This is a genomic window from Sphingobium sp. FG11 (genome assembly GCF_057809915.1).
Map to the genome: position 1 here is coordinate 84333 of NZ_JBMDKW010000011.1, position 19361 is coordinate 103693.

At 64.0% G+C, this 19361-nt stretch carries 23 protein-coding genes; 9 read left to right on the forward strand and 14 right to left on the reverse strand.

The genetic code is table 11. From position 1 onward, the window contains the following. Nucleotides 1–11: 11 nt before the first annotated feature. The 4 genes from ACODSN_RS11225 to ACODSN_RS11240 form a co-directional block, all read right to left on the reverse strand. Nucleotides 12–782, reverse strand: a complete 771-nt coding sequence (locus tag ACODSN_RS11225) for a peptidylprolyl isomerase (RefSeq protein ID WP_489055418.1) — start codon at nucleotides 780–782, stop codon at nucleotides 12–14. A gap of 92 nt (nucleotides 783–874) precedes the next feature. Beyond that, complete coding sequence (gene coaD / locus ACODSN_RS11230; protein WP_489055420.1) at nucleotides 875–1387, reverse strand: pantetheine-phosphate adenylyltransferase; 513 nt, start codon at nucleotides 1385–1387, stop codon at nucleotides 875–877. Between the two features lies 1 nt (nucleotide 1388). Then, nucleotides 1389–2297, reverse strand: coding sequence for a polyprenyl synthetase family protein (locus ACODSN_RS11235; RefSeq protein ID WP_489055422.1), 909 nt, complete (start codon nucleotides 2295–2297; stop codon nucleotides 1389–1391). A gap of 11 nt (nucleotides 2298–2308) precedes the next feature. Beyond that, nucleotides 2309–2569, reverse strand: a complete 261-nt coding sequence (locus ACODSN_RS11240; RefSeq protein WP_489055424.1) for an exodeoxyribonuclease VII small subunit — start codon at nucleotides 2567–2569, stop codon at nucleotides 2309–2311. Between the two features lie 159 nt (nucleotides 2570–2728). Here ACODSN_RS11240 and ACODSN_RS11245 point away from each other — a divergent pair, with 159 nt between their 5' ends. Continuing rightward, nucleotides 2729–3109: a hypothetical protein gene (locus ACODSN_RS11245; protein ID WP_489055425.1), complete on the forward strand. Its 381-nt coding sequence runs from the start codon at nucleotides 2729–2731 to the stop codon at nucleotides 3107–3109. A gap of 146 nt (nucleotides 3110–3255) precedes the next feature. After that, nucleotides 3256–5433, forward strand: a complete 2178-nt coding sequence (gene purL, locus ACODSN_RS11250; protein ID WP_489055427.1) for a phosphoribosylformylglycinamidine synthase subunit PurL — start codon at nucleotides 3256–3258, stop codon at nucleotides 5431–5433. Nucleotides 5434–5452: 19 nt separating this feature from the next. Here purL and ACODSN_RS11255 read toward each other — a convergent pair whose 3' ends face one another. Further along, entirely contained in the window at nucleotides 5453–6223 is a 771-nt protein-coding gene (locus tag ACODSN_RS11255) for a methyltransferase domain-containing protein (protein WP_489055429.1), read from the reverse strand. Between the two features lie 55 nt (nucleotides 6224–6278). Between ACODSN_RS11255 and ACODSN_RS11260 the strand changes: the two genes are divergently transcribed. From ACODSN_RS11260 to bfr, 3 genes are all read left to right on the forward strand, one after another. After that, the gene (locus ACODSN_RS11260; RefSeq protein WP_489055431.1) at nucleotides 6279–7511 is read left to right on the forward strand and encodes a DUF418 domain-containing protein; all 1233 of its coding nucleotides are present in this window, start codon (nucleotides 6279–6281) and stop codon (nucleotides 7509–7511) included. A gap of 55 nt (nucleotides 7512–7566) precedes the next feature. Then, entirely contained in the window at nucleotides 7567–7737 is a 171-nt protein-coding gene (locus ACODSN_RS11265; protein WP_489055433.1) for a (2Fe-2S)-binding protein, read from the forward strand. 160 nt (nucleotides 7738–7897) lie between these two features. After that, entirely contained in the window at nucleotides 7898–8377 is a 480-nt protein-coding gene (bfr, locus tag ACODSN_RS11270) for a bacterioferritin (protein ID WP_489055435.1), read from the forward strand. 39 nt (nucleotides 8378–8416) lie between these two features. Here bfr and ACODSN_RS11275 read toward each other — a convergent pair whose 3' ends face one another. Then, a complete protein-coding gene (locus ACODSN_RS11275; RefSeq protein ID WP_489055436.1) occupies nucleotides 8417–8824 on the reverse strand; it encodes a (deoxy)nucleoside triphosphate pyrophosphohydrolase in 408 nt (135 codons plus the stop codon). Nucleotides 8825–8903: 79 nt separating this feature from the next. Here ACODSN_RS11275 and ACODSN_RS11280 point away from each other — a divergent pair, with 79 nt between their 5' ends. Then, a complete protein-coding gene (locus ACODSN_RS11280; RefSeq protein ID WP_489055438.1) occupies nucleotides 8904–9089 on the forward strand; it encodes a Flp family type IVb pilin in 186 nt (61 codons plus the stop codon). A 138-nt stretch (nucleotides 9090–9227) separates the two neighbouring features. After that, the gene (locus ACODSN_RS11285; RefSeq protein WP_489055439.1) at nucleotides 9228–9386 is read left to right on the forward strand and encodes a Flp family type IVb pilin; all 159 of its coding nucleotides are present in this window, start codon (nucleotides 9228–9230) and stop codon (nucleotides 9384–9386) included. A 92-nt stretch (nucleotides 9387–9478) separates the two neighbouring features. Here the strand turns inward: ACODSN_RS11285 and ACODSN_RS11290 are convergent, their stop codons facing one another. The 4 genes from ACODSN_RS11290 to ACODSN_RS11305 are packed head-to-tail and all read right to left on the reverse strand — an operon-like array spanning nucleotide 9479 to nucleotide 13353. Beyond that, nucleotides 9479–10423 carry an acetyl-CoA carboxylase carboxyltransferase subunit alpha gene (locus tag ACODSN_RS11290; protein ID WP_489055441.1) on the reverse strand — a complete coding sequence of 315 codons (945 nt, stop codon included), beginning with the start codon at nucleotides 10421–10423 and terminating at the stop codon, nucleotides 9479–9481. Between the two features lie 10 nt (nucleotides 10424–10433). Continuing rightward, the gene (locus ACODSN_RS11295) at nucleotides 10434–11363 is read right to left on the reverse strand and encodes a tyrosine recombinase (RefSeq protein WP_489055443.1); all 930 of its coding nucleotides are present in this window, start codon (nucleotides 11361–11363) and stop codon (nucleotides 10434–10436) included. Between the two features lie 2 nt (nucleotides 11364–11365). Continuing rightward, nucleotides 11366–13162 carry a hypothetical protein gene (locus ACODSN_RS11300; protein ID WP_489055445.1) on the reverse strand — a complete coding sequence of 599 codons (1797 nt, stop codon included), beginning with the start codon at nucleotides 13160–13162 and terminating at the stop codon, nucleotides 11366–11368. A gap of 5 nt (nucleotides 13163–13167) precedes the next feature. Continuing rightward, complete coding sequence (locus tag ACODSN_RS11305) at nucleotides 13168–13353, reverse strand: hypothetical protein (RefSeq protein ID WP_489055447.1); 186 nt, start codon at nucleotides 13351–13353, stop codon at nucleotides 13168–13170. 79 nt (nucleotides 13354–13432) lie between these two features. Here ACODSN_RS11305 and ACODSN_RS11310 point away from each other — a divergent pair, with 79 nt between their 5' ends. Continuing rightward, nucleotides 13433–13975 (forward strand): shikimate kinase, encoded by a 543-nt coding sequence (locus ACODSN_RS11310; RefSeq protein ID WP_489055488.1) that lies wholly within the window; start codon nucleotides 13433–13435, stop codon nucleotides 13973–13975. Next, a complete protein-coding gene (gene aroB / locus ACODSN_RS11315) occupies nucleotides 13972–15090 on the forward strand; it encodes a 3-dehydroquinate synthase (RefSeq protein ID WP_489055449.1) in 1119 nt (372 codons plus the stop codon). Before ACODSN_RS11310 ends, aroB begins: the two co-directional genes overlap by 4 nt. A 49-nt stretch (nucleotides 15091–15139) precedes the next feature. Here aroB and rpmE read toward each other — a convergent pair whose 3' ends face one another. From rpmE to bamA, 4 genes are all read right to left on the reverse strand, one after another. Next, a complete protein-coding gene (gene rpmE, locus ACODSN_RS11320) occupies nucleotides 15140–15364 on the reverse strand; it encodes a 50S ribosomal protein L31 (RefSeq protein ID WP_489055451.1) in 225 nt (74 codons plus the stop codon). Nucleotides 15365–15475: 111 nt separating this feature from the next. Continuing rightward, on the reverse strand, nucleotides 15476–15967 hold the full coding sequence (fabZ, locus tag ACODSN_RS11325; protein ID WP_489055453.1) for a 3-hydroxyacyl-ACP dehydratase FabZ: 492 nt from the start codon (nucleotides 15965–15967) through the stop codon (nucleotides 15476–15478). An 8-nt stretch (nucleotides 15968–15975) separates the two neighbouring features. Continuing rightward, entirely contained in the window at nucleotides 15976–16629 is a 654-nt protein-coding gene (locus tag ACODSN_RS11330) for an OmpH/Skp family outer membrane protein (RefSeq protein ID WP_489055455.1), read from the reverse strand. After that, nucleotides 16629–19358, reverse strand: coding sequence for an outer membrane protein assembly factor BamA (gene bamA / locus ACODSN_RS11335; RefSeq protein ID WP_489055457.1), 2730 nt, complete (start codon nucleotides 19356–19358; stop codon nucleotides 16629–16631). Before bamA ends, ACODSN_RS11330 begins: the two co-directional genes overlap by 1 nt. Nucleotides 19359–19361 lie beyond the last annotated feature (3 nt).

Here is a 19361-nt window from a genome sequence, read left to right on the forward strand (position 1 = left end):
TTCCGGGCGGATTATTTCTTCTTGGACGCGGCGGGCTTCTTCGCGGCGGCTGGCTTGGGCTTGGCCGGTGCGATGATCGACGGTTCCGGCGCGGCGGGGACCGGCGCTGCGATCGGCGCCACCACCGGCGGCTTGCCGTCGCTGTCGATCGACGCCTGAAGGATGACGGTCGGGTTCGCCGGCGGCTCGCCCTGCGCGATCGCATCGACATATTGAATGCCGTCGATCACCCGGCCGAACACGGTATATTTCTTGTCGAGCTGCATGCGGGGCAGCAGGACGATGAAGAACTGGCTGTTGGCGCTGTCGTCGCTTTGCGCGCGCGCCATCGACACGGTGCCGCGCAGATGCGGCATCGGGTTGAATTCGGCCTTGAGGTCGGGCAGCGTCGAACCGCCCGTGCCGTCGCCCTTGGGATCGCCGCCCTGCGCCATGAAGCCGGGAATCACGCGATGGAATTTCAGGCCGTTGTAAAAGCCCTGCCGCGTCAGTTCCTTGATCCGCTCGACATGTGTGGGCGCGATATCGGGGCGAAGCTGGATGCGCACGCGACCGCCGCTCGACAGGTCGAGATCCCACACATTCTGCGGATCGACCGGCACGACGGCAGGCGGCAGCTTGACCGCTTCCAGCCCGAGCGCCTTGGCCGTTTCCTCGGCCCGCACGGCTGTCTGTTCCTTTTTCATCGCGTCGCCCTTGCCGCCTTGGGCTAGCGCGGCGCCGCTGGATGCGAGCAGGGCGAAGCCGATCGCCGCAGTCGTGAACGCCCGAGTGAATCGCATGGATGATGCTTTCCTGATCTTTAAGCCGGATGGCGAAGCTGCCCTGATAGCGCGCTCATCGCGATTGGCAACTGAACGCAGTCTGAGCGGGATCAGCCCTCGCCCTTGCGACCGATCGTCGCGACCCGCGCCTCGACCTCCGCGCACACCGCCGGGCTGACGAATTTGTGGATCGGCCCGCCATAAAGCGCGATTTCCTTGACCAGCCGCGACGCGATCGGCTGAAGGCAGACGTCCGCCATCAGGAACACGGTCTCGACCCGGTCGCTGATCTGCTGGTTCATGCCCGCCATCTGATATTCATATTCAAAGTCCGCCACCGCGCGCAGGCCGCGAATGATGACGCTCGCGCCCTGCGAATCGGCAAAATCCATCAGCAGCGAATTAAAACCGATGACGACGATCTCCGTGTCGATATCCGCGCATTCGCGGCGCACCATGGCCAGCCGTTCCTCGTCGGAAAACATCGGCGACTTGGCGATATTGGTGGTTACGCCGATCACCAGCTTGTCCACCAGCCGCGCGCCCCGCCGGATGATGTCCATATGGCCGCGCGTGACCGGATCGAACGTGCCGGGATAGACGCCAATTCGCTGCCTGCTCATCCTATCGGTCCCTCTCCACGATATAGTCGGCGATCGCGCGCAGCAGATCGGCTTCCGCGCCCGACCCGTGCAGATGCGCCTTGGCCTGTTCGACGAGCAGCCGCGACTGTTCCCGCGCCCGTTCCACCCCCAATAGCGAAACGAAGGTTTCCTTGCCCGCCTCCGCATCCTTGCCCAGCGCCTTGCCGGCCAGCGCCGCGTCGCCCTCGACATCCAGCAGGTCGTCGGCGATCTGGAAGGCGAGGCCGATGTCGCGGGCATAGCCGCGCAGGCCGATCCGCCCCTCCGGCGGCACCCGCCCCAATATCGCCCCCGCTTCGACGCAGAAGCCGATGAGCGCGCCGGTCTTGAGCTGTTGAAGCCGCGTCACGGTCGGCAGGTCGAAACCCGCCCGTTCCGCCTTCAGGTCCATCATCTGCCCGCCCGCCATGCCTGCCGGGCCGCTCGCCAGCGCCAGCGCGCGCACCAGGTCGATCCGCACGAACGGGTCGGGATGGGTCGCCTCGTCGCTCAATATCTCGAACGCCAGATCATGGAGGCAATCCCCCGCCAGGATCGCCGTCGCCTCATCAAACGCCTTGTGGACCGTCGGCCTGCCCCGCCGCAGATCGTCGTCGTCCATCGCCGGCAGGTCGTCATGGACCAGCGAATAGACATGGATGCATTCGACCGCGAGACCGACACGCAGCGCGGAGTCGCCCGACACGTTGAACAGGTCGCAGGTCGCCTCCACCAGCAGCGGGCGCAGGCGCTTGCCACCGCCGATCGCCGCATGCCGCATCGCTTCGTAAAGCGGGCGGCGGGGGTCGTCGGGCAAAGCCAGCAGATGGTCGAACGCGCCGTCGATAGCCGCCGCCATCGCGCCGGATCGTTGGGCGACCAGCGCGCCAGCGAAGCCCCCGTCCCCCATGACTGCCGCCGTCAATCCGCGCCGAACGGCTGGGCGCCGGTCACGGCCCCGCTCGCATCGACCGTCAGCTTCTGGATCCGCGCCTCGGCCGCCTGCAACCGCTCCGTGCACCGCTTCCGCAGCGCTTCACCCTGCGCATAAAGGGAAATGGATTCATCAAGCGGAACATCGCCGCTTTCCAGCCGGCGGACGATCGCCTCCAGCGCGCGCAGAGCGTCCTCGAACGACAATTGCGATGGGTCCGCGGGCGGATTGATGCTGTCCTCTGCCATCCGCCTGCATTGGCCCGCACCGTCTGCCCGGTCAAGCCTGCACCGGCGTGCGTTCCCCCCGTTCATCAAATTGTCATGTGCGTTCGCAAATAGCGCTGGCGGGATTCAGTCAATTTTGCGTTGACGCACCATGCTGCGCACGCACATAAAAGGATCACTATGAAATATTATCTCCCCCTTATCGCCGTTGCCGCACTCAGCTCGCTGTCCGCCTGCAACAATGACCAACCCCAGGTCGTCGGTGGCCCCGCCGATCCCATGGCGGAAAAGCTCGCCAATGCCGCGCCGGTCGAACTGCCGCCGATGGTGAAGGTCAGCCGTCAATATCGCTGCAAGGGCAACAGCCTGATCTTCGTCGACTTCATGAGCGACGACAAGACCGCGATCCTGCGGACCAGCAAGGAAGGCGCGCCCACCAAGCTGACCGCCGCCGAAGCCGGCAAGCCCTTCACTGCCGAGGGCGGTTATGAAGTCGTCGGTTCGGGCAAGGAAATCACCGCCAACGTCGCGGGCAAGGGCGCTCTTAGCTGCAAGGCGTAAGGCCGGACTTCCGCACAGTCTGTTGGGCCGGATTTCCCGCAAGGGAGATCCGGCTCTTTTATTTTCCACTTCGGCATTTTCTGAACGCGCAACGACGCGTACCCTTCTGGTTGTGCTTCGCCCGCCTGCCCGCTAAAGGCGCGAGCATGTCCAGCACCGCCAGCCAGATCACGCCCGAAATCGTCGCCGAACACGGGCTTTCCCCCGAAGAATATGAGCGCGTGCTCCACGCCATCGGCCGGGAGCCGAACCTGACCGAACTCGGCATTTTTTCGGTCATGTGGTCGGAACATTGCAGTTATAAAAGCTCGAAAATCCACCTGATGAAGCTGCCGACCACCGGCCCGCAGGTCATTTGCGGTCCCGGCGAGAATGCGGGCGTGGTCGACATCGGCGACGGGCAGGCGGCGATCTTCAAGATGGAGAGCCACAACCATCCGAGCTATATCGAACCCTATCAGGGCGCGGCGACCGGCGTCGGCGGCATCTTGCGCGACGTGTTCACCATGGGCGCGCGGCCGATCGCTAATATGAATGCGCTGCGCTTTGGCCGGCCCGATCATCCCAAGATGCGCCATCTCATCAGCGGCGTGGTGCGCGGCATCGGTGGCTATGGCAATTGCGTCGGCGTGCCGACCGTGGGCGGCGAGGTGAATTTCCACCCCGCCTATGACGGCAATATCCTGGTCAACGCCATGACCGTGGGCATCGCCGACACCGACAAGATTTTTTACAGCGCGGCGTCCGGCGTCGGCAATCCGATCGTCTATGTCGGGTCCAAGACCGGCCGCGACGGCATCCATGGTGCGACCATGGCGAGCGCGGATTTCGGCGAGGACAGCGACGCCAAGCGGCCGACCGTGCAGGTCGGCGACCCCTTCACCGAAAAGCTGCTGATCGAGGCATGCCTGGAACTGATGGCGTCGGACGCCATCGTCGCGATTCAGGATATGGGCGCGGCGGGCCTCACTTCCTCCAGCGTCGAAATGGCGTCGAAGGGCGGCGTCGGCCTGTTGCTCAAGATGGATGCCGTGCCGCAGCGCGAAACCGGCATGACCGCCTATGAAATGATGCTCTCCGAATCGCAAGAGCGCATGCTGATGGTGCTCAAGCCCGGCCGCGAAGCCTTCGCCGAAGCGATCTTCCACAAATGGGAGCTGGATTTCGCGATCATCGGCGAAGTCACGGACAGCGGACGCATGGTGCTGGTCCACCATGGCGAGACCGTGTGCGACATTCCGCTCGGCCCACTCGCCGACGATGCGCCGCTCTATGATCGCCCGTCCGCCACGAAAGACGAGTATCGGGCATGGGCGAAGGTCCAGCCGCTCGGGGGCATGCCCGAAAGCACCGATATCGGCGCGGATTTGCTCAGGCTGATGGCCTCCCCCGACATTGCCAGCCGCCGCTGGATCTGGGAGCAATATGACCACATGGTCGGCGCCGACACGATCCAGCGCCCCGGCGGCGACGCGGCGGTCGTGCGGGTCCATGGCAGTCAAAAAGGCATCGCGATCAGTACCGATTGCACGCCACGCTATTGCTATGCCGATCCCTATGAGGGCGGCAAGCAGGCGATCGCGGAATGCTATCGCAATCTGAGCGCGGTCGGCTCGACGCCGCTCGCCGTCACCAACTGCCTCAATTTCGCGAACCCCCAGCGGCCCGAAATCATGGCGCAACTGACCGGCTGCCTCGATGGCATGGGCGATGCGTGCCGCGCGCTCGATTTCCCGATCGTGAGCGGCAATGTGTCGCTCTATAATGAGAGCAAGGCGACCGGCGGCGGCAGCGCGATCCTGCCCACGCCCGCGATCGGCGGCATCGGCTTGCTGGCCGATGTCGACAGGATGGCGACGGTGGCGTTCAAGAATGAAGGCGACGCCATCTGGCTGATCGGCGGAGAAGGCGCGCATCTGGGCCAGTCGATCTGGCTGCGCGAAATCGCGGGCCGCGAAGATGGCGACGCGCCCCGCGTCGATCTGGACGCTGAAAAGGCGCGCGGCGCGGTCGTGCGCGCCGCTGTCGCCGAAGGCCGGGTCAATGCCGTGCATGATATCAGCGATGGCGGACTGATCGTCACGCTCGCCGAAATGGCGCTGGCCGGCAATATCGGCTGCGACCTGACGGTTGCGCTCGATACGGCCAAGGCATTCGGCGAGGATCAGGGTCGCTATGTGCTGGCTGGACCGGGCGACGCCGTCATCGAAGGCGCGGTGCGGATCGGCACGGTGGGTGGCGCAGATGTCGCCGGTGTGCTGCTTGCCGACCTGCGCACCGCGCATGAGGGCTTCTTCCCGGCGCTGATGAACGCCGAGCTATAAGCGTTCGCGCCGGGGGATATCACACCCCGGCACGGGTCACGCGGCCGAAGAGTAACTGATAGCTATCCGCGCCGCCTGCTGCGTCGAATGCCCGCATCACCCGGCGCAGCGCGCCCGCGTCCAGCGGCTGTCGTCCACCGACCGGCACGACTGCGCCGATCCCCTTGAGATGCGCGATCAGGCCCCGCGCCCCGCCGCAATCTAGCGCGCAATCCTCATCGAACGCAAAGGCGTCGTCATAATCACCCAGCATCGCCCGCAGCGCAGCGAGCGACGGATAGGCCGGAATGCCAGCCTCCTGCCCGCAATCCGCATGTGCCGACCGCCAACGCGCGAAGCTGCCCGCACCCATGGTCGAAAAAATCAGGCTGCCACCCGGACGCAACAGGCCGACCAGCCGCCCAATCGCGCTCTCCAGATCATCGAACCATTGGAAGGCCAGGCTCGACAGGATCAGGTCGAACCATGGCCCCTCGAACGCCGGGGATTCGCCGTCCATGGTCAGGAATGTGCCAGCGACCAGCCCGCCGGTTGCAGCCCGCGCCAGCATCGCCGGTGACAGGTCCGTCACCATCAGCTCCGCGCCCGGCCAACGGGCCTGAATGTCGCGCGTGAGAAAGCCGGTGCCGCAGCCGATTTCAAGGATGCGCTCGACCCCGGCCGGCTTTTGCCGCCGCGCGAGGTCCGCCACCAGCGCCGCCGCCAGCCGTTGCGGCCCGGCATGATCGTCATAGCCCGCCGCCGCCGCGCCGAACGCATCGCTTATCCGTTGCTTGCGACCGCCGTTCATGGCTAGGCGCATGGCAGAGCCTGCCCCGATTTTCCAGCCCTGCCGAGGACTTTCCTTGACCGATCAAGCCGCCCGCATCCCCGCCCTCGACGTGCTGCGTGGTTGCGCCGTCATGGGAATCCTGTGGATGAACGTGACAGCCTTCGCTTTTCCGGAGGCGGCCTATTCCAATCCGGCGGCATCCGGGCCGCTGTCGATCGGCGATATCCTCTTCTGGGCAACCGGCTTCATCCTGTTCGATGGCAAGATGCGCGGGCTTTTCTCACTGTTGTTCGGCGCATCGATGCTGCTGCTCATCGACCGCGAGGAGATGGCCGGGCGGGACGGAAACCGTGCTCACCGGCTGCGGATGGGCTGGCTGTTCGTGCTTGGGCTTGCCCACTATCTGCTGCTGTGGTCGGGCGACATATTGATGACCTACGCGGTCATCGGGCTGGTCGCGCTTGCCTTTGTGGGGCTGGAGCCGCTGGCGCTGGTGAAGCGCGCCTTTCTCGCCTTTTTCGCGCATTTCCTGCTATGCGCGGCATTCGTCGCAAGCCTGTATATCTGGGCGCATGCGGCCAGCGCGTCGCCAGCAACGCAGGGCGATTTCGCGCGCTTCCTTGACGGGATGGTCGATCCGGCAAGTCCCGTCGCCCTGGCCGAAACCACCGTCTTTCGCGGCCATTTCACCGGCATCGTCGCGCATCATCTGTCGGGCTTTCCCGGCATCTGGCTATGGACGCTGCTGTTCAGCGCGCTCGACACGCTGGGCTTCATGCTGCTCGGCATGGCGATGCTCAAAGCCGGATTCCTCACCGGCCGATGGGACGCGGCGCAATATCGGCGGACGGCGCGCCATTGCTTCCTCCTTGGCCTGCCGCCGATGGCGATCCTTGCCGGCTGGAGCATCGTGAGCGGATTCGCGCCGCTATCCACATTCGGCACGTTTCTGGCCTGGTCCTTCCCCTTTCGCGTGCCGTTGACGGTGGGCTGGGCGGCGCTGATCCTGTGGCTGGTCGCGTGCCATCGTGGTTCCCAACTGATGACTCGCCTCGCCGCAACGGGGCGCATGGCGCTCAGCAATTATCTGGGCGCCAGCCTTGCCCTGGCATGCCTGTTCTATGGATGGGGTCTTCGCTGGTTCGGCCAGGTGAGGATGACGCACCTGCCGTTCGTCATCGGCGTCGGCTGGATGATTATGTTGCTCTGCTCCTCCGCCTGGCTGAAGCGATTCGGAATTGGCCCGGTCGAATGGCTGTGGCGGGCAGCAACCGTCCAAACGCAAAAGATTCGCAAGAACAGTTGAATCACTATTGCGACCCATTATCATTCACGCTATCTCATCGTTCAGGAGAGCCTGAATGGTCGTCTGTGTTTGCAATGCCATCCGTGAACAGGATTTGAAGGACGCGGTGCGCGAAGGCGCGGACACGCCTTGCGCCGCCTATGCACGCTTCGGTCGCCGCCCCAAATGCGGCCAGTGCGTCCCCTTTGCCCGCACGTTGATCGCGGCTGAGCGCGCCTCGGCCTGAAGCGAGATTGAAAATCACGCGCAATCATCGCGCCTTGCCAATCGCAAGCCGGACGCAATAGCGCGAGAAAAATCGGCTGATTTCTAAGGGTTTTCGGCTTAACAAGCGGCACATCGCCCACTATACTCGCGGCATATCATATCAGCCGGAGCACAAGATCATGAAGGGCGACCTCAAGGTCATCGAATATCTGAACGAGGTGCTCAAAAACGAGCTGACCGCAATCAATCAATATTTCCTCCACTATCGCATGCTCGATCATTGGGGCGTCGAGAAGCTCGCCAAGTTTGAATATGGCGAATCGATCGACGAGATGAAGCATGCCGACAAGGTGGCGGAGCGAATCCTGTTTCTCGACGGATTGCCCAATTTCCAGCTGCTCGGCCGCCTCAAGATCGGCGAAACGGTGGAGGAAGTGCTCAAGTCGGATCTGGAGCTGGAATATGACGCGCTCCCGGCGCTCAAGGAGGGCATCGTCCACTGCGAATCGGTGCGCGACTTTGTGACCCGCGACCTGTTCCGCGAAATTCTCGCCAGCGAGGAAGAGCATATCGACACGCTGGAAACCCAGTTCGAGATGATCAGCCGCATGGGCATCCAAAATTATATCCAGCTGCAAAGCAAGCCGGCGGAGGAATGATTGTGGCCGGGTAGCGGCCCTGCCGCTACCCGGTGTCCGTCAGATCAATGCGTCGAGCAGGCCGATCAGGGGCAGATCGGCCGGTGGCATTTCCAGCGCATACATTTGCGCCGGACGCACCCATTGCAGCGCGGTCGCATGCCGCGCCTCGACCAGACCCTGCCATTTGCGGCAAATGTAAAGCAGCAGCAACAGATGCCTGTCAGCCAGCGGTTCGCTCGCAAACGCAGCGGGCGCAAGGCAACTGGCATGCGTCATGATGCCCAGCTCCTCCGTCAGTTCGCGGACCAGCGCCGCTTCCGGCGTTTCCCCGCGCTCCACCTTGCCACCGGGAAATTCCCATAACCCCGGCAAGGACTTACCCGGCGGCCGCTGTTGCAACAATATCCGCCCATCAGCATCTACCAGCGCAACCGCGACGACAAGTAGTGGCGAAGAACGGTCCATAATCATCCTATAAAAGCGGTTTGTTAACCGTGATGGTTTTACAAGGCAACGGGGACTGTCCGAGGCGACTGGAAATCATATGCGTGGGCTTATCGACATTATCGGCCGATGGGGACTGACGCGCTGCGAACGCGGCGCGACTGCGGTCGAATATGCCCTGATCATCGCTATGGTCGTCCTCGCGATGATTACCGCCCTGAGCGCAGTCGCTACCAAGACGACGGCCATGTGGAATAACGTCGCAAACAAGGTTGTCGAAAATTAACCATCAGAATCTGACAGCTCGGATTTCGCATTAAACATTTTTCAACCCAGCTCTTTTAGGTGTGTCGTTGCTGACTTCCAAGTTTCGATGCGGGGCGGCCGGGTAGTTAAACGTCACTGAAATTCAAGGAGACAGATCATGAAGTTCGTTCGTAAGATGCTGAAGGACAACAAGGGCGCGACCGCCATCGAATATGGCCTGATCGCCGCCCTGATTGCCGTCGCCGCGATCACCGCGATGACCAGCCTGGGCACCAAGCTCAGCAGCACCTTCAACAATGTTTCGAAAAAGCTCTAATCTTCGGAGCCGGTTGAAACGAATTGGGCGGCGGGCGAAAGTCCGCCGCCTTTTTCATGCCATGTCGACCGCCGTCCTGTAAGGGAGAGCGGTCAGGCTCCGATGGCCAGGAATTTATCGGCGCGGTCCGTCCGCAGGGCGTCGGCGCCAAGCCCCGCCATATTGTCAAGTTCCTCGCCGATCGCCGCACCAAGGCTGGCGATCGCCTGAACCGGCTCGCGATGCGCGCCGCCGACCGGCTCGGGCACGATCCGGTCGATCACGCCCAGCGCCTTCAAATGCTGCGCCGTCACCTGCATCGCCGTCGCCGCGTCGCTCGCCTTGTCGGCGGTGCGCCACAGGATCGAGGCACAGCCTTCGGGCGAGATCACGGAATAGACCGCATGTTCCAGCATCAGCACGCGATTGGCCGCCGCCAGCGCCACCGCGCCGCCCGAACCGCCCTCGCCCACGACCGCTGCCACCATCGGCACCCCCAGCGCGAGACATTGTTCGGTGGATCGCGCGATCGCTTCCGCCTGGCCGCGTTCTTCCGCCTGCACGCCGGGGAACGCGCCTGACGTATCCACCAGCGTCACCACCGGCAGGCCGAAACGGTCGGCCAGTTGCATCAGGCGGATCGCCTTGCGATAGCCTTCGGGCTTGGCCATGCCGAAATTATGCCGCACGCGGCTGGCGGTATCGTCGCCCTTCTCATGACCGATGACGATGATGCGCCGCTCGCCCAGCGTGGCGAATCCGCCAAGAATGGCCTGATCGTCCGAAAAGGCGCGATCGCCGGCCAGCGGCATGAAATTGTCGAACATGCCCGCGACATAATCCTTGAAGTGCGGGCGTTCGGGGTGACGGGCGACCTGCGTCTTTTGCCAGGGGGTCAGCCGGGCATAAGTGTCGCTCAGCATTCTGGCGGCGCGCTGCTCCAGCTTTTCGATTTCGCCGTCAATATCGATATCGCCCACGCCCGCCGTAGTGCGCAGTTCGATGATGCGCGCCTCCAGCTCGGCGACCGGCTTTTCAAATTCCAGAAAGCTTACCATGGGCCACGCGTTAGGACGCGGACGCCGCGTCGTCAACGCGGGGATGCGGGTTTCGGGGATGCATCGACGCCAGCGGATGGCGGCTGTTGACCAGTTCGACCAGGCGGCGGCTGTCGACATGGGTATAGATTTGCGTGGTGCCGATATCGGCATGGCCCAGCATCGATTGCAGCGCGCGCAGATCCGCCCCGCCCTCCAGCAGATGCGTGGCGAAGGCATGGCGCAGCACATGCGGGCTGACCCGTTCCGGCGCGATGCCAGCCGCTGCCGCAAGCGCTTTCACGATCTGATAGAGGCGGATGCGGCTCAAATGGCTCTTGCCCGAGGGGAACAGCCATAGGCTGTCGGCCGGCACATGCGCGAGCCAGACGGAAACGGCGGCGCGGGCGCGATCGGAAATCGGCACCAGCCGCTCGCGCCCGCCCTTGCCGCGCAGGATCAGGAACGGCCGGTCGGCGGCCAGCGCCCGGCGCGGCAGCGACACCAGTTCTGTCGCCCGCAGCCCAGATCCATAGAGAAGCTCGATCAGAGCGGCGAGGCGCTGGTCACCCGACGAGGGATGCGCGACCGCCAGCCGCTCCTCGATCAGCGCGAACAGCCCATCCACCTCCTGCGTCGAGAGAATCCTGGGGAGCGGGCGACGCGTCGCCGGACGCGGCAGGACGGCGGCGGGATTGTCCGCGCGCAGCCCTTCTTCCTCCAAAAAGGCGTAGAAAGCACGCAGCGCCGACGCCTTGCGCGCGACCGACGAGGCGGCCAACGTCGCCCAGGCCGGGGCCAGGTCGCCAAGTGCCGCCTGCGTCGCCACCGAAAGCGGGCCAACGATGGCAGCCGCGCCTTGAAGATCGGCGCGATAGGCCAGCAGCGTGTTGCGCGACGCACCCCGTTCAGCCGCCATCATTTCGAGGAAACGATCGATGAGGGCAGCATCGCTCGTCATCGCTAGAGCCGCATGATCGCCTCCGCAGCGATCATGCGGGCTTCCGGGTCCAGTCCCACCTGATGCAGCGCGGCGACGATGTGATACAGATGCGCCGGCGGAAGCCGATCCCAACTGGCCGTCTGCATGCCGACAGCGGCCAGCAACGCCACCGTCCCCTGCTCACCACGCCGCGCCGCCGCGTCGATCGCCCGTGACCAGCCGCTATTGGCGGACAGAACCAGCCCCTTGTCCTTCGCCAGCGACGCCGCGTCGCCTTGTGAAAGACGCGACAGGCCGATGAGCGCGGCCAGCATCATGCGGCCCTTCACCGCCCCCGCTTCATCGACATAGGCCGATATGCGACTGCTGCCGAGATCGACGGCGGGAGCGGGCGCACCTACCGCCAGCAAGGCCCAGAAGTCGGATGCGCCATCGCCGTCCAGTTGCCCCAACGCCCGCGCCCAGCGAGCGGCATTGCGATCATAGCCCGCGCTCAGCATCGCCGCGACCAGATTGGCCGCGTCGCGCGCGTCCGCCTGCGCCACCGGCAAGGCAGCCGCCGCGCGCGCCGTCGCGATCAGGCCGACATAGTCCGGCCTCGCCCCATCCTGCCACAGCTTGCGCATCCCCTCGATCCGATCGCCCACGGTCTGCGCGCCATAGGCGTCGCGCAGCGCGTCGATCCGGTCGGCCATCTCCGCCGGCACATCGCCATCGGTGGCGAGTTGACCGTAGAAACCCACCAGCGCCTCGCTTGAAAAAACGCCGAGCCGGGTCGCGATCAACGTGCCGGGCAAGCGGCGAACCGCCGACAAGGCAGGCGCGCGCGCTTCCCACGCCCGTACATGCGCGCCGACCGTGCCGTACAGCGCATCGGGAATCTCTACGTTAAGGGCTGTCGCCAGACCGAAGCGCCAGGCGGTCAGCCCGTCCACGCCGTCCCATTCGATCTTGACCGAACGGCGCGCGTTGAACCCGGCGCCGACCACCTTTTCGGCCAGGCGATAATCGACGCCACGCACCACGCCCTGCCGCTGCGCCTGGTTGAGCGCGCCGCTGGCAGAACCCTGATCGCCCGCCAGCGCCGGGCAGATCGCGCCGGTCATGCCCCAGCCCGGCTCTTTGCTGAACCGCAGCGCACCAGCCGACAGCGGGCACAGACCCGCCGGGTCCGCCGTCGCCAGATAGGTTTGCATGGCGATGGCGTAGAGGCGCGGGCTGTAGCGATCCGGATCGACGCTCTGGATCATCAGCCGGGCATTATCCGCCTCCCCCATGCGCAGCAGCAGCCAGGCGCGCTCGGCGGCGAAATCCGCGCCGTCGATATCATGCGGCGTATCGACCGCGCTCAGCAGGACCCGGCGCAGCAGAATCGATGCCCAGCGCGATACGATCGGCGCGCGGGTCTCGCGCATCAGCGTGGCGAGGAACTGGCCGGACTGGTTGCCAAAGGCATTGGGCGCGAAGCCGCGCTCGTCCGGGGTCAGCGGGCCAATGCGATCGAGCGAACGGCGCGCGCTGTCGGGGAGGTCATATTTCGCCTTTTCCGCCGCAATTTCTTCCGGCGTCAGCGTGGGTTGGGCGCTGTTAGCGACTTCAGGCGGAAGCGTCAGGCTCGGCAAAGGGGGTGGGGTCGGCACGCCAGCCTGCGCCGGCACTGGTGCACGCGGCGTCGCGGCAGGAGCGGAAGGCTCCGGCGCATCGCCGAAACCGGGCGGCAGCAGCGATTCGGGCGTCTGTTGAGCGATCACCGGCACGGCCAGCGCGAGGGCGAGCGTGCCCACCGCCCATTTCACATTCCCCCGCTGCCTTCGCATCGGCGTTACTTGCCCAGCTTTTCGGCGGGAATGACTTTTTCGACCCGCTGCTGCGGCTTTTCCCCGCCGCGCGACCAGGCATAGGCGAGCAAACCGCCCAGGACTGCGACAATGAGGATCGGGATGATCGGCAAGCGCGAACGACGACGCGAACTGCCTTCGAAACTGCTGTAGGAACGACTATTCTTCATGGGACCTTCTGCGGCCTGGCCGATAGCGGAAAAGTTGCGATTTGCCTCTGTGACGGGTGGCTGTATAGCCCCGGTCGCCATGCAGCGAAACAGCAAATCTGGCCTCTCCCCGGCCAAGCGCGGACCCATCGTGCTGGTGGGGATGATGGGCGTGGGCAAATCCACGGTCGGCCGTCGCCTCGCCGCCCGGCTCGGCCTTGCTTTCGTCGATGCAGACGAGGAAATCGAAAAGGCGGCGGGCATGACGATCAGCGAGATGTTCGCCCGCTATGGCGAAGCGCATTTCCGCGACGGCGAGCGGCGCGTGATCGCGCGGCTGATGGATGGCGCGCCCAAGATCATCGCCACCGGCGGCGGCGCGTTCATTCAGGAGGACACCCGCGCCCTGATTCTGGATCATGCCACCGCCATCTGGCTGGACGCCGATATCGACATATTGGTCGATCGCGTGTCGCGGCGGGAAGGCCGGCCGCTGCTCAAGGACAAGGACCCGCGCACCGTGCTGACCGAACTGGCGGCGCTGCGTAACCCGATATACGCGCTGTGCCCCATCCATGTGAAGAGCGGCGCCGGACCGCATGAGGTGGCGGTGGAACGCATCGTGGAGCAACTGAACGCATGACACTGGTTCGAGTCGCGCTGGACGCGCGCAGTTACGACATCGTGATCGAGGAAGGCGCGCTCGACCGGGCAGGCGGCACTCTGGCCCCCTATGCCCGCAAGGGTCGGCTCGTGGTGGTGACGGACGCCCATGTCGCGGCGGCGCAACTTCCCCGGCTGGACGCGAGCCTGCGCGCCGCCGATGTGCGCGTGGAACCCATCATCCTGCCGCCCGGCGAGCAAACCAAAAGCTGGGCGCGGCTGGAGCAGCTGGTAGACGTGCTGCTCGCGCTGGAGATCGAGCGGGGCGATCATGTCGTCGCGCTGGGCGGCGGCGTCATCGGGGATCTGGTCGGATTCGCCGCTTCGATCCTCAAGCGCGGCTGCCATTTCATCCAGGTGCCGACAACCCTGCTGGCGCAGGTCGACAGTTCGGTAGGCGGCAAGACCGCGATCAACACCGGCGCGGGCAAGAATCTGGTCGGCAGCTTTCATCAGCCCTCGCTGGTCCTGATCGATCCGTCGACGCTCGATTCGTTGCCGCCGCGCGAAGTGCGGGCAGGCTATGCCGAAGTCGTCAAATATGGGCTGATCGACGATCCCGAATTTTTCGAATGGTGCGAGCGGGAGGGACATCGCCTGCTGGCGGGCGAGCCGGAAGCGCGCGTGCACGCCATAGCGCGCAGCGTTGCGGCGAAGGCAGCGATCGTCGCGGATGACGAGCGGGAAACCACCGGCCGCCGCGCGCTGCTCAATCTCGGCCATACGTTCGGCCATGCGCTGGAGGCGGATACCGGCTTTTCCGACCGGCTGCTGCATGGCGAAGGCGTGGCGGCGGGCATGGCGCTCGCCTTCCGCTATTCCGCGCGGCGGGGCCTTTGCCCGCAGGATGATGCCGACCGCGTGACCGCGCATCTCAAAAATGTCGGCCTGCCCCATGATCTTGCGACCGCGCATGTTCAGGGCGATGGCGCGGCGCTGGTGGCGCATATGCTGCACGACAAAAAGATGGCGGCGGGCACCCTGCCCTTCCTGCTGGCGCGCGGGATCGGCCAGACCTTCCTGTCAAAAGACGTTGTGCTGGATGATGTCGCGGCGTTTCTCAACGCGGACCGCGCCGGAGCAAGCGGCGCATAAAAAAAAGGGCGCCCGCAGACGCCCTTTCCTATTATCTCGCGAAGAAGGCTTACTTCTTCAGCGTCAGACCGCCAAAACGCTTGTTGAAGCGTGCCACCTGGCCGCCCTGATCCAGCTGACGCTGGCCACCGATCCACGCTGGATGCGACTTGGGGTCGATATCGAGCGCCATCGTGTCGCCTTCCTTGCCCCAGGTGGAGCGCGTCTGGAAGGTAGTGCCATCCGTCATCTGGATGGTGATCATGTGGTAGTCGGGATGAATAGCGGCCTTCATGGGTCTGCTCCGTCAAAAGGCCGGTTCCGACCGGCCATGGATGCTCTGAATATGCGAAGGCGCGCGGTTACATGGCTTTGACCGTCAGCGCAAGGGGCAAGGCCTGCCCGTTCAATCCACCGGCGGATCGGCGATCATCGCGACGAAGTTGGCCTCGGCGCATATCTTGCCCTCTACCGATGCGCGGCCGGTGAACTTGCACACCCGCCCGCGAATCTGGTTGAGGTCGACATGCAGGTCGAGCAGGCATCCCGGCTCGACCGGATTGCGGAATTTCGCGCCGTCGATCGACATGAAATAGACAAGCTTGCCCGACCCACGCAGACCGAGCGTTTCGACCGTCAGCACGCCTGCCGCCTGCGCCATCGCCTCGACGATCAACACGCCGGGCATGATCGGACGACCGGGGAAATGGCCTTGAAAGAAGCCCTCGTTGATCGAGACCGCCTTGATCGCATGGATCGACTCGCGCGGAGTCAGCGACAACACGCGGTCGACCAGCAGCAACGGATAGCGATGCGGCAACGCCGCCATGATCCCTCGAATGTCGATGGGACCAATGGCGGCGGCCTTTTCGCCGGTATTTTCAGGCGTTTGCGTCATCGTGCCTGTCAGCGCGAAGCCGGCTGCTGCGACGGGTTGGCAGGCGCGGCGGCGGCGGGCTGCTGCCCCTGACGACCCGGCTGCCATCCGGCGGGCGGCGTGATGCTCACGCTCGGCACCAGTGCGTTAAGCTCCGCAATTACCTCATCGGTCAGATCGACGGTCGGCTGATAAGAAACGGTGGCGTCGGGCGCGAGGATCAGATCGACCTTCGCCTTGGTCATCGCCGACTTCAGCGCGTCGGACAGCTTCGCGCCGATCTGCTCTTCGACATAGGCGTTGGCGAGCTGGATCGGCTGACCGATGCGCTGCAATTCGGCCTGGCCGTTCTGCTGCGCCTTCTGGGCGGCGGCATATTGCGCTTCCAGCGCGGGCGTGGGCTTGCCGCCCGCAGCCTTCATCGCGGTGTCGAGCGCGGTGCCCTTGGCGCGCAGATCGGCGTCGATCGCGTTCTTGCGGGTGGTGAAATTGTCGATCTGCGCCTTGTAGGTCGTCTGGATCTGCGTACGCGCGGTCGAATAGGCGGCGCTGGTGCCGACGGCGCGCTGTACGTCGACGACGGCGATCCCGAGCTTCGATTGGGCGAGCGCGGGCGCGCTGGTCAGCGCGATGGCGGTCATGGGCGCCAGAGCGAGCGCTGCGGCCTTGATCATGGTCTTCATCAGAATTGAGTCCCTACGTTGAAGGTGATGAGTTTGGTATCGTCCCCTGGTTCTTTGAGCAGGGCCTTGGCGATATCGATCCGGAACGGCCCGAAGGGCGAGTTCCAGTTAACGCCAAAGCCCACCGACAGACGCGGCTTGAGCGTATTGCCGAGATATTGTTCCTGAAAGCCGCTGCCCTCTGCATAAACGATATCGGTGTAGGTGGTCGGAGTGGATGTCGACGCAGCACAGCCGGGCTGGGTCGCGGTAGGCAGATTGGCGGCAGGCACGCTGGAGGCGCCGGTCGGCGTCTTGGTGCCATCTGCCGCAACCGTCCCGGTCGTCACAGAACAAAAACCGGGGAAGATCCCGCCGCCGTTGATGAGCTTTGGCGCCTTCAGCCCGGCGACCGCGCCGACATCCATGAAGATCGAGGGCCGCAGCCCCATCTCACGCGCGCCCGACCCCAACGGAATCTCCATTTCGGCCCGCGCCTGATAATAGATTTTGCCGCCCAGTGCGTCGTCCGACACATTATTGTTGCTGTTGCTTGCAACATAATTGCCGTTTTCGTCCTTCGTCAGGTAAGTGCGCTTCACGCGCGGGCCAATGCCGCGAATGTCGAAGCCGCGCATCTGCGGTTCGCCAAGGAAGAAACGGTCGGTCAGGCGGACCTTGTCGATTTCAGCGCCCGATGCATCGTAGCGCGCCTTTTCCAGGCTGTGGATATAGCCACCCTCGCCCGAAAGCGAAAATACGAAGCCACCACCGACCGGCCAATATTTCGACGCATTGAGGCGTGTGCGGATGTAGCGGACGCTGCCGCCGAGACCCGCGAAATCCTGACTGAGCACGACATTGTTACCGCGCGTCGGACGGATACGGTTGTCGCGCGTATCGTAGATCAGCGAATAACCGAGCGACGAGGTAGTGCGCTTGCCAATCGCGTCGCACAGATAGCGTCCGGCCCGGATCGGGTCGCAGGTATCGTTGGGGCCGTTACCCAATATGGTGTCATTATTATTGTCGGTATAATAGGTCGCCTGGTCCAGCGTCACATTGTCAAGGTTGAGGCTGTAGCGCAGCGCCAGCGATACATATTCCGTGATCGGCACGCCCGCGCGCAGCTGGAAGCCGGTCGTGGTCTGCTGATAGGTGCGGTTGCGGTCGTTATTGTTGATATAGTTGAAGCTGTTGAGATCGCGCCGGTAGATATCGCCACCCAGCGCGATATTCTTGTCCATGAAATAGGGTTCGGTGAAGCCCAGTTCGATCGACTTGGAATAGCTGGAATAGTTGACGCTCGTGCGCAGTTCCTGGCCCTTGCCGCGAAAGTTGCGCTGGGTGATCGACGCCGAAACGAGGAATTTTTCCAAGCTGGAGAAACCGGCCGAGAGCGACAATTCGCCGGTCGATTTTTCCTGAACATTGGTTTCCAGCACGATGCGGTCTGGCGCGGAACCGGGCTTCTGCTCGACATCCAGCTTTTCCTGGAAGAAACCGAGCGAGTTGATCCGGTCCTTCGAACGCTTGACGAGGAAGCTGTTGAAGGCGTCGCCCTCCGCGAGGCGGAACTCGCGACGGACGACCTTGTCCTGCGTCAGCGTATTGCCGTTGATATCGACCCGCTCGACATAGACGCGCGGCGCATTGGCGATCTTGAAATTGATCCCCATCGTCAGCGTGTCTTTGTCACGGTTGAAGTCGGGCGACACGTCGGCGAAAGCGTAGCCGAACAGGCCGGCGGTCTCGCTCAGCGTATCGACCGTGTCCTCGACCTGCTTGGCATTATACCATTGCCCCTTCTTCATCGGCAGGCGCTGGGTCAGCGAATCGCCCGACAGGTCGCGAATGTCGCTTTCGACCTTCACGTCGCCGAATTTGTAGCGCTGCCCTTCTTCCACCACATAGGTGATGATGAAGTCCTGCTTGTCGGGCGTCAGTTCAGCCACGGCCGAAATGACGCGGAAATCGGCATAGCCCTGCGTCAGATAAAATTGACGCAGCTTCTGCTGGTCATAGGCCAGACGATCGGGATCATAGCTGGTGCCTGAGGAAAAGAGGCGGAAGAAGCGCGACTGCTTCGTCACCATCTGGCTGCGCAGCTCGCCGCCGCCGAACTTTTCGTTGCCGATGATGTTGATCTGGCGGACCTTGGATTTCGGTCCCTCGCTGATCTCGAACACGATATCGACGCGATTCTGTTCCAGCCGGACCATCTTCGGCTCGACCGTCGCGGCGAAACGGCCCTGACGGCGATACAGTTCGATGATGCGCGCAACGTCGGCGCGGACCTTCGACCTCGTGTAGATCTGACGCGGCGCGAGCTTGATCTCGGGCTTGATCTTCTCCTCTTTAAGCCGCTTATTGCCTTCGAGGACGATGCGGTTGATGACCGGATTTTCCTTGATCTCGATCGTCAGCGCGCCGCTGTCGTTGCGGATCTGGACATCGGCGAACAGCTCGGTTTCGTACAGATCGCGCAGCGCCTGATCGAGCGATTCCTGGGTGAAGCTCTGGCCGACGCGCAGCTTGGTGTAGGACATGACCGTGTCTGGCTCCAGCCGCTGCTGGCCGGTGACGGTGATGTTGCGGATCGTGCCCGCCGGGGCGACCGTCGCTGCGGGAACCGATGCAGGCGCGGCCGGCGCCGTCTGGGCGACGGCCGGCACCGCCGACAGCCCGGCGACTATGGTGGTCGCCAACAGGGCCGCGACGACCGGGCGCTGCCTCTTGCTGCTCTTCATCGC